Here is an 11878-nt window from a genome sequence, read left to right on the forward strand (position 1 = left end):
CCTTTCTTATCCTCCTATATAAGACATTTCAATTTTCGGACGATTTTTCGCACTTTCTTCTGTCCGTTCATCTGAATATCGATCTTTTCTATTCTCCCATACATATTGTATAGCTTTTAATAACTCATTATCCGAAAGGTTCTCCCTCAGAAGTTTCCTTAAATCCATTCCTTCTGTTGCAAACAAGCAAGTATAAAACTTTCCATCTGCCGAAATTCTTGCTCTCGTACAAGAAGAACAAAATGACTCAGAAACAGAGGTAATAAAACCAACCTCTACATTCGTTCCAACGTATCGATACCGCTTCGCAACCTCACCAAAATAATGAGCTTCAGCTGGCTCAATTGGATACACCCCATGAATCATATCAATTAATTCTCGTTTCGTAATAACTTGATCAAAATTCCATCCATTCGTACTGCCAACATCCATAAACTCAATAAATCTAAGCGTGATTCCTTGTTCTTTAAAATACGTAGCAACCGGAAGTACTTGATGATCATTCATTCCTTTTTTCACAACCATATTTACTTTCACTTCAAGGCCTGCTTCTTTCGCTGCCATAATTCCTTTTAACACTGGCTTCGTATTCATATTCCGGCCATTAATTGCGCGGAACACATTATCATCTATCGCATCCAAACTAACATTTACTCGGTGTAACCCAGCTTCTTTTAACGCCTTCGCTTGCTTCGTTAAATGAATCGCATTTGTCGTTAATCCTATATCTACTAAACCGTCAATTTTCACGAGACGTTCGATAAGTTTTGTTAAGTCCTTACGGAGCAAGGGTTCGCCACCAGTAAGTCTAATTTTCCGTACACCGATGCTAACAAATACTTTTGCTAATCGCTCTATTTCATCAAATGTCAGTAAAAACTCATCTTTCAAAAAAGCATAATCAGGACCAAACACTTCCGCTGGCATACAATACGTACACCGTAAATTACAACGATCAATGACAGAGATGCGTAAATCTTGAAGTGGGCGTCCGAAAAAATCTTTAACCTTCTCCTGCATCGCCACTCTCCCTTTCTGCCAAATTTATACCTCTCTTCATTCTATTATAATATATTTTTGAACCGCGATGTTTTTGCTCAAGTGAATAAAGTGAAACTTTAATCAGTGGGGGTTTTGTCCATCCCCACTGATTATTAGCCCACAAATAGAGGGATAAAAAACCTTGAAACATAAAAGTTCCAAGGTTTTTTTGCTTATTAACTTAATCTAATAATAGTTAGAGTAGCTCCTGGCGTTGTCGTAGATAATGTAGCCACTGCAAGTAATCCAAATAACTGTAAACTAATAGCAGAGCCCGCAGCTAAATTACTAATAATTGTCGCATTAAATGAACCTGTAGCCACTGCCGGTGAATTTATTGTTCCTGCTAGCGGACTTCCATTTACAGTTATACGCGAACTTACAAGTAAAGCTGCCGTTATATTAATTGTGTAGGCTATATAATAATTACCTGCATTTGTAACGGTAAACACAGTATTTCCACCACTAACTGTTATTCCCGGTCCAATATTTTGATTGTTCGGTAATGGTATATTCGTACCGCCTAACAACACGGAAATAGCACTTCCTGAAGTATTATTTGCAAAGGAATACGTTGCAGTTGTACTAACTCCAGTCACCCCGGTCGCTCCAGTTGCTCCTGTTGCTCCTGTTGCTCCCGTTGGACCTTGGATTCCTTGTGAACCTGTTGGACCCGTGCCTCCGGTTGGACCTTGTGAACCTGTTGCCCCCGTTGGACCTTGAATTCCTTGTGAACCTGTTGCTCCCGTTGGACCTTGAATTCCTTGTGGGCCTTGCGCTCCTGTTGGACCCGTGTCCCCGGTTGGGCCTTGTGGACCTTGTAAACCTTGCACACCTTGCGGACCAGTTGGACCTATTTCTCCTTGCACACCTTGTATTCCGGTTGGGCCTTGTGGACCAGTCGGACCTTGCACTCCTTGTATCCCTTGAATTCCCTGTGGGCCTTGTGCTCCGGTTACACCTGTTGCCCCTTGTATCCCTTGTGGGCCTTGACCTCCTTGGATTCCTTGAGGACCTGTTGGACCTTGGATTCCTTGCGGGCCTTGAATTCCTTGCGGCCCTTGATCTCCCGTTGCTCCCGTTATACCTTGGATCCCTTGTGGACCTTGAACACCTTGCGGACCGGTTGGGCCTATGTCTCCTTGTACTCCTTGTATTCCTTGTGGACCCTGCAGCCCCGTTGCTCCGGTTGCACCAGTTACTCCAGTTGCTCCTGTCGGCCCTTCCCCTGTCACCCCTGTTGTACCCGTATCTCCAGTTACTCCTGTCGGCCCTTGGATTCCTTGAATTCCTTGTGGGCCTTGCACTCCTTGCGCACCTGTCGGTCCTTGAATTCCTTGGATACCTTGAACTCCCTGTGGACCCATTGGACCTGTTGGACCTATATCCCCTTGAGTACCTTGCACTCCTTGCGGGCCCTCTGGACCTGTTGCTCCTATATTCCCTTGAACACCTTGAACTCCAGTTGCTCCTTGTGCTCCGGTTGCTCCTGTTATACCTTGAATCCCTTGTATTCCCTGAATTCCTTGTGGACCTTCTGGACCTGTTACTCCTATTGGTCCTTGAATTCCTTGTATTCCTTGTGGGCCCTCTGGACCTGTTGCTCCAGCTGGTCCTGGCACTCCTTGTATTCCTTGCGGACCCTGAAGTCCTTCTGGGCCTTCTGGGCCTGTTGGTCCTATATCACCCATTGGCCCTTGAATTCCTTGGACTCCTTGTGAGCCTGTGTCCCCGGTTGGACCAGGTACCCCTTGTATTCCTTGTGGGCCTTGATCTCCGGTTGCTCCTGTTATACCTTGAGGTCCTATGGCCCCTTGTATACCTTGCGGACCTTGATCTCCGGTTGCCCCCGTTATCCCTTGAATTCCCTGAACCCCTTGGATTCCTTGTTCACCAGTTACTCCTGTCGGACCAGGAATACCTTGAATACCTTGCGGACCTTCTGGACCCGTTGATCCAATTGGCCCTTGAACCCCTTGTATTCCTTGCAGGCCCTGTGCTCCTGTTTCTCCTGTACTTCCAGTCGGACCTGTATTTCCAGTCACTCCCGCACTTCCAGTTACTCCAGTATTTCCAGTCGCTCCCGTCGCACCTGTACTTCCACTCGGTCCACCTCCTGGCCCTGTCGCACCAGTTGCTCCAGTCGGACCTGGAGGTCCTCCAGATGGGCCGGTTATCCCTGTTGGACCTGTTATTCCAGTCGGACCACTAATCCCCTGACCAGTCACTCCTGTTGCTCCCGTATTTCCACTCGGTCCTTGTGGGCCTTGTATCCCTTGAGCTCCTTGTATTCCTTGTGAACCTGTTGCACCCGGTACCCCTTGCACTCCTTGAATTCCTTGAGGTCCCTCTGGCCCGGTAGCTCCAATCGGCCCCTGTAATCCCTGTATCCCCTGTATTCCTTGTGCCCCAGTCGCTCCGGTCGGACCAATCGGACCTTGTAACCCTTGCACTCCTTGAGGTCCTGTCGCTCCAGTTTCTCCCTGTGGTCCCCTTAATCCTTGTGGTCCCTGCTGTCCTTCTGGTCCTGTTGCACCCATTTGTCTAGCTGGTCCTTGAATCCCTTGCACTCCTTGAGGTCCTGTCGGGCCCATCTCCCCCATCGGACCTTGAAATCCCCTTGGTCCTTGTGGGCCAGTCGGGCCTTGTGGACCGGTTGGACCAGTAATCCCAATGCCAGTAAATCCCGTTGGAACGGGAGGAAAAGTAGGTCCAATAAGATTCGGTGAAATTCTGAAATTAGAGTTTAATGAATTTTGTCTATCGCGCTCTTTCACACTTTCACCACCTACACACCATCTTTTTTACTTTAAACAAACCTCTTCTTAATATGTATTTACAAAAACAATCTCAAAGACTATTTTTATTCTAAATAATAAAAACTCCCTTAATTCCTTAAGGGAGTCCAGCAACTGAATCCATATTATCTGTATTAGGGACAGCTTGCGATATACTCGATACATTTGCACCTTGCCCCATATTTGTTCCCGTTACAGTACCAGCAGGGGTACCTCGTGTATAGGTTGTCGTCACCGAATCTCCCGGCTGTAAACAAAGCTTCGTCTCTGTTCCTATTACTGTAACAACATCAATCCAAGTACACCCCATTGAACCACTATACGATTTCGAAGCAGTAAACGAATTATCACTCAAATTATCACCCGTGAATATATTCCCAGTATTATTAACGATAATAAATTCTTTAATACGTGCAGGCATACTTACACTCTACCTTTCCTTTATGCACCTAATGTACGTGTACTCGTCGCCAATGGTGGAAGAAACACTGATGTTCTAATCACAGCTTCTGGCTGTCGTTTCCCATTTAAAAACACAGCCGCACTCGATCCTCCAGCACCAGCATATATTTTTGCCACAGCTAAAGGTGAGATATCATAACAGTCGCCGACATTAACAGCTCCTGTATTATTAATAATTTTTACTTTACGCATGTTAATTCCCATTTCCCCTCCCCCTTTTGTATACTGTATGCAAAAGAAAAAAACTTGAAACAGACTCGTTTCAAGTTTTTGCAGCTACTTATTTAGTTTCGCCTTCATATTGAAGCATACCGCCAACCATATTCACTGTTTTAAATCCTTGCTCATTTAAATAATGGCATACATTTTCACTACGCATTCCCGAACGGCAAATAAAGATATATTCATTCTCTTTCTCAAAGAAATCTACTTTATTTGGAATATCGCCCATTTTAATATGTACAGCTTCCGGAATTTTCCCTGCCGCTACTTCTTCATCTTCCCTTACATCTACTAAAAATAATGTTTCTCCATTTTCTAAACGCTCTTGCACTTCTTCTGTAGTAATTGTTTTTACTTCTGTCATATGTAGTTCCTCCTTATATACAATAAAACCTTCAGTTTCTTCTTTAAACAATCATTTCTCATCAATTTTAGCATGCGAAGGAAGGAACGCAAAGAATGGAACATTTATTTCTCAATTTCCCCGCAAAACTTATTCTTTACAAACATAACTGGCGCATTGTATCCTCAATATACTTGTTTGATGAAAGGAGCCAGTTAAAATGACACTTTTTCTTTTCATTATGGGCATCATTTTCTTAGTTTTTGCAGTTATTGCTCTTAGTATGAAAAATAATAAAAAGATAAAATCCCCTCAAGAAATGTCATTCTTATTTCTATTACTTAGTATAGCTTTCTTCGGTTTATCAGTCGCTTCATATATTTTCCGTCTGCAAATCATGTAAAAAAAGGTGCCTACTATAAATCATGCACCTTTCCACATTAATTATTTCCTACACAAAACTAGATACTTTCCGATTTAAAAACTCGTAAACTTTCTTTTCAAACAAATGAACATCTAATGCCCCAGCCATATGCCCATTTATACTTTCTATCTCATACACTTCTGCATATTTCCCCTGTTTTTGCAAAATGTCTACCATTTTATAATTATAACGAGGTGGCTGAAGTAAATCTTGTTTGCACGGAATCATGAGTACATTCGCTTCTATATTAGAAAGAGCCTCTTCTAAAGAAGAAAATCCATGCGCAATATCATGTAATAAGACTGCTTTCGCAGTGTACATCCACGAATTTGCATCTACTAAATCTATACTTTTGCATGTCACTTTATTAATTTCTTTCTCAAATGATGTTAATGCAGAAAATTCCTGATAAGGTGCCATTTCTATACTGTTCCGCGGGAATGCCATTTCATAAAAATGTTCATCAAACGCATTCATAAACATCATTCGATTTGCTAAATGAAGACCCTTCGTTGGCTGCTCTTCTCCATACTTTCCACCTTTCCAGTTTGGATCAAGCTGAATTGCTTCAATCGCATTTTGCGCTACATTTCCCGACGTTATAATTGGATTTTGTGGATTCGTAATAACTCCAATCATTTGTTCTACCATATGAGGATAGTGAACAGCCCATTGCTGCGCAATCATCCCACCTGCCGATGGTCCCATTACAGCATGTAGCCTAGCAATCCCCATATCTTTTATTAACTCATATTGCATACGTGCTACATCTAAAAATGTGAAAACTGGAAAATCCATCGCATACTCAAAACCAGTCATCGGATTTATCGATTTTGGTCCCGTTGTAATCACGTAAGGGTTCTTCACCTGTACATTACAAAGGTTATCAGTGCATATAACGAAATATTTATTTGTATCAATTGCTTTTCCAGGTCCAATTAATCCATCCCACCAACCAGCTTCCTCATCATGCTCTGTATATTTTCCTGCCGCATGACTTGTTGCACTAAAATAGTGACAAACCAAAATTGCATTTGATCTTTCTCTATTTAAAGTGCCATACGTCTCATACCCCATTTGAACAGGAATTTCCCTACCATTTTCAAACACAAACTCTTTTAAAACAAACTTCTCCTTTTTTACAATTTGCACAGACTCGCCTTCTTCCCGTCATATTATAAACTCCTTACTAAAGGATTTTTTCTACGGAAAGCATTCTCCTTCTTCTTTTCATAAATAAATGAATAATATACAAAAATAGCCACAAAATAGCACTATATTACAAGATCAAAGAGGGCATACATATGATTTGGAATTGGTTACGTAAGAAAAAAAATTCAAGTACAAAAGAGACAAATGATTCGAAACAACAGTCTGATGATCAAAAGGAACATAACAAAGATAAGAATGACGAGCCAAAAAGTACGGAACAAACTGATGATTCTTCTCAAGACAAACAACAAAACTCTAAACAAGAGGATAATTCTCAAAACAAACAACAAAGTTCTAAGCAAGATGATAATTCTCAAAACAAACAGCAAAGTTCTAAGCAAGAGGATAATTCTCAAAACAAACAGCAAAATTCTAAGCAAGATGATAATTCTCAAAACAAACAGCAAAATTCTAAACAAGATGATAATTCTCAAAACAAACAGCAAGGTTCTAAACAAGAGGACTCTTCTCAAAACAAACAGCAAAATTCTAAGCAAGAGGATAATTCTCAAAACAAACAGCAAAATTCTAAGCAAGAGGATAATTCTCAAAACAAGCAGCAAAATTCTAAGCAGGAGGATAATTCTCAAAACAAGCAGCAAAACTCTAAGCAAGATGATTCTTCTCAAGACAAACAGCAAAATTCTAAACAAGATGATTCTTCTCAAGACAAACAGCAAAATTCTAAACAAGATGATAATTCTCAAAACAAACAGCAAAATTCTAAGCAAGAGGATAATTCTCAAAACAAACAGCAAACCTCAGGAAGTAACAGCATTTATGACTTTAGCAAACCAGAAAATGACCATATTCATTCTCTACAAGATTTAATAGAGAAGCTGAAAAAGTCTAGTGATTTTGTTAATTACCACACATCAGATGATGAAACGATGCCTTATTGGATTTCTTACTATCGTCCTTCACTTGATGGTGAGAAATTGCAAAAGTATTTAATGCCTACTCTAATGGAACGTCCTTGCACTCCATTAGAAGAATTAAAAGAACATATTCCGATGAGTGGTATTACAATTACGAACGACTTACAAAAAATTGAGGACATGGTTTTAAAAGGACATGCAATTATTCAATTAAATCAGCAAGATCAAAAATGTATGCTTGCAAACATTGCAATTGATAATTACCGGGCGCCCAGTCCTCCATTAAATGAATCAACCGTTATCGGACCTCAGGAAGGTTTCGTAGAAGCTATTGATACAAATATTAATTTAGTACGAAAACGCCTGCCTGTTTTAGAGCTACAAACAAAAGAGATGATTATCGGAGAGTTTTCAAAAACAAAGGTTGTCATGATGTATTTAGACAACCTCGCTGAAAAAGATAATGTAGAGTTTCTAGAAGAATCATTGCGGGCTCTTGAATATGATCAAATTAACGATAGTGCTTATATACAAGAATTAATGGGTGAAAAGTCAATTTTCCCTCTCTATATAAATACAGAACGCACTGATAGAGTCACAAAAGCACTTATTGATGGCAAAATCGCTATTTTTGTTGATGGTTCACCAAGTGTCCTCTTAACACCTGTATCATATTTCGACTTTTTCATTTCACCAGAAGACTATAACGTTTCTTGGTTATACGCTACATTCTCAAGGTTTTTAAGATTGATCGCTGTTCTATTCTCAATTTGTGCCACGCCATTATATGTAGCGGTTTTAAATTATCACTATGAATTAATTCCTAGTGACTTACTTGAAACATTAATTTTATCAAGGGCACAAGTGCCGTTTCCACCCTTAATAGAAGCACTCTTTTTAGAACTCGCAATTGATCTATTAAGAGAAGCTGGTGCGCGATTACCGATGAAAGTCGGACAAACGCTCGGTATTGTAGGCGGTATCGTAATCGGGCAAGCATCTGTACAAGCTGGTTTAACGAGTAATATTTTATTAATTATCGTTGCCTTATCAGCACTCGCTTCCTTCATTACACCGATTTATAAAATGGGTAACGCCGTTCGATTACTGCGTTTCCCATTTCTAGCATTCGCAGAAATAGGAGGACTCTTCGGTATCTCTCTTGGATTTATCTTTTTATTTACCCATTTGTTTAGACTTACTTCTTTACGTAAGCCGTACGCTCTCTTTTATCCAACGAGACAACAATCCTTTAAAGATTCTTGGATTCGTTTTCCATTAACAATGATTGATACACGAGATGTTCAAGCAAGACCGCAACACGTAAAGAAAGCAACTAATGGAATTTCTACGAAACATACATCTGATTTTGATGATTAAGAAATGAGGTGCATCGATGAGTAAAATTAAAGCAGAACACCAAATATCACCTATCTTCGTTTTCTTCTTAATTCACGGTGCACAATTTGGTGCTGGTGTTCTCGGATTTGCCCGCATTATTGCGAAAGCAGCTGGATACGACGGCTGGATAAGTGTCTTTCTCACAGGAATCATCATTCATATTCTCCTATGGATGATGTATTTCTTGTTAAAAGAAACAAACGGAAATTTAATTGATTTACATCGACAAACATTTGGAAAATGGCTAGGAAACGGCATTAACCTCATTTTTATAGCGTATTTTTTAACCGTTAGTATTTCCGTTGTACGAACATATGTAGAAATTATTCAAGTATGGATGTTTCCTTCTGCTTCGATTTGGATGCTAACAACTTTTCTATGCTTAGTCGGTTACTATATTATCTCATCTGGTTTTCGTGTTATTACTGGTATCTGTGTCATTTCTATCGGCGGGACACTTGGATATCTTTTCCTTAGCCTTTTTATCTTAAAATACACTCACTGGTCTAATTTACTCCCTGTATTGTCACATTCATTTTCAGACATTTTAAAAGCAGCTCAATTATCAATCTATACTATGAGCGGATTTGAAATTTTTCTTATGATTTATCCATTTATAAAAGAGTCTAAGAAATCTCATAAATTTGCACAATACGGTGCGCTATTCTCTAATCTTTTATATTTATTTAGCACCCTCTTAGCTTTTACCTTCTTTAGCGAAAAACAATTATCCAAAACAATTTGGGCCCAGCTCTCTATGACTCAAGTTGTCCAACTTCCTTTCATAGAACGGCTAGAGTACATTGCAATCTCAGCTTATACTCTCGTTATTGTTACGAGCTTCATTCTTCCTTTATGGGCAGCAACAAGAGGAACACACGAAATATTTCGTGTAAAACAAAGAGGTGTTTTAATTGCTTTTATGCTTATTACCCTCATTGTTTCACAACTTTTAACAAACAGACATGATATTAATGACTTTATTAGTAATGCGTCAAGAATTAGTTTTTGGCTTATATACATATACATCCCAATTCTATTTATTATTGTGTGGGTGAAAAGAAAATGGAAAAAATCAAAAGAAAATTAATGCTTCTTTCTTGTATTAGCATCTTCAGTCTAACTGGTTGCTTACAAAAAAATATTATCGATGATGTCAACCTAATTCAAGGGACTGTTTTTGATACAGCAAAAGATAATAAAGTAAAAGTCACATTCGTATGTCCTATACAGAAAAAAGGTAATAAAGTTCAAGTCTTTGAAGGCGTAGGAAACGCAGTAAAACAAGTAAAAGCGGATACTTCTTTAGAATCCGCTCAACCGTTTGCAAGTGGACAAATGCGTATTGCTTTATTTACTACAAAAATTGCTAAAAAAGGGTTGTCAACTTCCTTTGACACGTTAATTCGTGATGTGAATATCGGGAACTCTATGTATGTCGGTTTATTAGAGGGAACAGGGCTAGACTTACTAAAGGGTAAATATACAACATCATCTAACGTTGCAATTTATATAAAGAAAATGTTAGACCATAATATGAAAACGGGTCCTTTACCTACTGACAATCTACATTTAGGAGCCTATCGATATTATCGTGAAGGCCAAGATTCCTATTTACCAATTCTCAAAAAAGATAAAGATAAAATAAAAATTACTGGCATCGGCCTTTTAAAAGGAGATAAATATATTGGCAAAATTAGTTATCATGATATGTTTGCCTTTAAAGGTTTATTGGAAAAACACCGATTAGATTCACATGAATTTAAAGCAAACTCAGGATACACAATCATTAATAATATTCGATCCGTCCCAACTTACCAAGTAAGTATTAAAGATGGTAAACCATCATTTTTCATACACGTCAAACTAGAAGCACGTATTCAAGAACTATCTAAACAGTTCAACTTAGAAAATAAAAAGAACACAAAAAAAATAGAAAAATCAGTTGAAAAACAATTAGGTGCAAAAGCTAATAAACTAATTAAACAGTTTAAATCTTTGAATGTGGATCCACTCGGTCTCGGCGCAAGGTATAAAGAACATTACCGTCCATTCAAATTAGAAGAGTGGCGAAGAATGTATAAAGATGTTCCTATTAAGGTGACATACACTGTCAATATTACAAATTCTGGTGTAATTGAATAAGTTAATGATTGAACTCCCCTCTCTGGCATGGTACAACGGAGAGGAGAGTTTTTATTTTTAAATAGAGAAAAGGGATATTTACGGGGGAGCTTATGTCTAAAAAATTAGTAAAACCTATTTTAAATGGTATTTTATTTCTCGGCGTCTTTTTATTTGCTCATACATACTTAAAAAATGTTTCTTTCACACGTTATTTACTTGTAGTTATACCAATGCTACTCATCGGAATGTTTGGCATCGATCTTATTTTATCCGTTTTAATTAAGAAAGAAGAATAACGAGCGAACATCTTATTTCTCATAAGATGTTCTTTTTATTTAATAACTACCTTATGTTACAATAAAGTGAAACTTTAATCAGTGGGGATTTTGTCCATTCCCCACTGATTATTAGTTGAACCAATCGGGCTTTTACGGGCAGTTATCTCCCACCTCACTTCCTCGCATTTGCGACTTTTGAGGTGGGAGTCTTACTGCCCGTTAATGCGGGATAAAATTCGGCATAACGTAAGAAAGGATGAAACAACATGACAAACGAAAAAGGTTTAGATAAAGGATACGAACTTGTTGCAAAAATGCATGAAGAATTCGGACATCCTGTGACAAGTACTCCAACAAAACTAACAGAAAAGCGTGCAAAAATTCGTGCTAGCTTTATGCAAGAAGAGCTAGAAGAATTTCTAGAAGCAACAACTGTTGAAGATCAATATGATGCACTTATTGACCTTATTTACTTTGCATTCGGAACGTTTGCAGAAATGGGCGTACGTCCAGATAAAGGATTCGAAATTGTAAACAATGCTAACATGGCAAAACTATTCCCTGATGGAAAGCCTCGATTCCGCGAGGGCGACGGCAAAATTATGAAACCAGAAAGATGGCAAGCACCAGAACCACAACTTCGTGCGGAAATCGAACGCCAACGTCAAGAGGCAGAAAAAAACTGCTAGGAT

At 39.0% G+C, this 11878-nt stretch carries 12 protein-coding genes; 6 read left to right on the forward strand and 6 right to left on the reverse strand.

Going from position 1 to position 11878, the window contains the following annotated elements; genetic code table 11:
- Window positions 1–6 precede the first annotated feature (6 nt).
- The 5 genes from moaA to CQ058_RS19205 all read right to left on the reverse strand — a co-directional run bounded on the left by moaA (window position 7) and on the right by CQ058_RS19205 (window position 4887).
- A complete protein-coding gene (gene moaA, locus CQ058_RS19180; RefSeq protein WP_002138702.1) occupies window positions 7–1020 on the reverse strand; it encodes a GTP 3',8-cyclase MoaA in 1014 nt (337 codons plus the stop codon).
- A 197-nt stretch (window positions 1021–1217) separates the two neighbouring features.
- Window positions 1218–3818 carry a BclA-related collagen-like exosporium protein gene (locus CQ058_RS19190; RefSeq protein ID WP_105589928.1) on the reverse strand — a complete coding sequence of 867 codons (2601 nt, stop codon included), beginning with the start codon at window positions 3816–3818 and terminating at the stop codon, window positions 1218–1220.
- A gap of 118 nt (window positions 3819–3936) precedes the next feature.
- Window positions 3937–4260, reverse strand: coding sequence for a hypothetical protein (locus tag CQ058_RS19195; RefSeq protein WP_002190941.1), 324 nt, complete (start codon window positions 4258–4260; stop codon window positions 3937–3939).
- Between the two features lie 20 nt (window positions 4261–4280).
- Window positions 4281–4505: a spore germination protein gene (locus tag CQ058_RS19200; protein WP_000512595.1), complete on the reverse strand. Its 225-nt coding sequence runs from the start codon at window positions 4503–4505 to the stop codon at window positions 4281–4283.
- A 76-nt stretch (window positions 4506–4581) separates the two neighbouring features.
- The gene (locus tag CQ058_RS19205) at window positions 4582–4887 is read right to left on the reverse strand and encodes a rhodanese-like domain-containing protein (RefSeq protein WP_000141214.1); all 306 of its coding nucleotides are present in this window, start codon (window positions 4885–4887) and stop codon (window positions 4582–4584) included.
- Between the two features lie 199 nt (window positions 4888–5086).
- On the opposite strand from CQ058_RS19205, the gene CQ058_RS19210 reads away from it, so the two are divergent.
- A complete protein-coding gene (locus CQ058_RS19210; RefSeq protein WP_002015640.1) occupies window positions 5087–5269 on the forward strand; it encodes a hypothetical protein in 183 nt (60 codons plus the stop codon).
- 48 nt (window positions 5270–5317) lie between these two features.
- Here CQ058_RS19210 and CQ058_RS19215 read toward each other — a convergent pair whose 3' ends face one another.
- Entirely contained in the window at window positions 5318–6442 is a 1125-nt protein-coding gene (locus CQ058_RS19215; RefSeq protein ID WP_002192400.1) for a homoserine O-acetyltransferase family protein, read from the reverse strand.
- A 152-nt stretch (window positions 6443–6594) separates the two neighbouring features.
- Between CQ058_RS19215 and CQ058_RS19220 the strand changes: the two genes are divergently transcribed.
- The 5 genes from CQ058_RS19220 (at window position 6595) to CQ058_RS19240 (ending at window position 11875) form a co-directional block, all read left to right on the forward strand.
- Window positions 6595–8760, forward strand: a complete 2166-nt coding sequence (locus tag CQ058_RS19220) for a spore germination protein (RefSeq protein ID WP_002192399.1) — start codon at window positions 6595–6597, stop codon at window positions 8758–8760.
- Between the two features lie 16 nt (window positions 8761–8776).
- The gene (locus CQ058_RS19225) at window positions 8777–9871 is read left to right on the forward strand and encodes a spore germination protein (RefSeq protein ID WP_002190944.1); all 1095 of its coding nucleotides are present in this window, start codon (window positions 8777–8779) and stop codon (window positions 9869–9871) included.
- Entirely contained in the window at window positions 9847–10926 is a 1080-nt protein-coding gene (locus CQ058_RS19230) for a Ger(x)C family spore germination protein (RefSeq protein ID WP_033728174.1), read from the forward strand. Before CQ058_RS19225 ends, CQ058_RS19230 begins: the two co-directional genes overlap by 25 nt.
- Window positions 10927–11018: 92 nt before the next feature.
- Complete coding sequence (locus tag CQ058_RS19235) at window positions 11019–11204, forward strand: hypothetical protein (RefSeq protein WP_002129504.1); 186 nt, start codon at window positions 11019–11021, stop codon at window positions 11202–11204.
- A 248-nt stretch (window positions 11205–11452) separates the two neighbouring features.
- A complete protein-coding gene (locus CQ058_RS19240) occupies window positions 11453–11875 on the forward strand; it encodes a pyrophosphohydrolase domain-containing protein (RefSeq protein WP_002190946.1) in 423 nt (140 codons plus the stop codon).
- The last annotated feature ends 3 nt before the right edge of the window (window positions 11876–11878 follow it).

Origin of the sequence: Bacillus sp. MYb56, assembly GCF_002976445.1 — a bacterium.
GTDB lineage: Bacteria > Bacillota > Bacilli > Bacillales > Bacillaceae_G > Bacillus_A > Bacillus_A mycoides.

What these genes read in the sequence shown, in the direction of transcription:
- moaA (WP_002138702.1), bottom strand. Translation starts at nt 1,020, where the DNA reads ATGCAGGAGAAGGTTAAAGATTTTTTCGGACGCCCACTTCAAGATTTA.
- CQ058_RS19195 (WP_002190941.1), bottom strand. Translation starts at nt 4,260, where the DNA reads ATGCCTGCACGTATTAAAGAATTTATTATCGTTAATAATACTGGGAAT.
- CQ058_RS19200 (WP_000512595.1), bottom strand. Translation starts at nt 4,505, where the DNA reads ATGGGAATTAACATGCGTAAAGTAAAAATTATTAATAATACAGGAGCT.
- CQ058_RS19205 (WP_000141214.1), bottom strand. Translation starts at nt 4,887, where the DNA reads ATGACAGAAGTAAAAACAATTACTACAGAAGAAGTGCAAGAGCGTTTA.
- CQ058_RS19210 (WP_002015640.1), top strand. Translation starts at nt 5,087, where the DNA reads ATGACACTTTTTCTTTTCATTATGGGCATCATTTTCTTAGTTTTTGCA.
- CQ058_RS19220 (WP_002192399.1), top strand. Translation starts at nt 6,595, where the DNA reads ATGATTTGGAATTGGTTACGTAAGAAAAAAAATTCAAGTACAAAAGAG.
- CQ058_RS19225 (WP_002190944.1), top strand. Translation starts at nt 8,777, where the DNA reads ATGAGTAAAATTAAAGCAGAACACCAAATATCACCTATCTTCGTTTTC.
- CQ058_RS19230 (WP_033728174.1), top strand. Translation starts at nt 9,847, where the DNA reads ATGGAAAAAATCAAAAGAAAATTAATGCTTCTTTCTTGTATTAGCATC.
- CQ058_RS19235 (WP_002129504.1), top strand. Translation starts at nt 11,019, where the DNA reads ATGTCTAAAAAATTAGTAAAACCTATTTTAAATGGTATTTTATTTCTC.
- CQ058_RS19240 (WP_002190946.1), top strand. Translation starts at nt 11,453, where the DNA reads ATGACAAACGAAAAAGGTTTAGATAAAGGATACGAACTTGTTGCAAAA.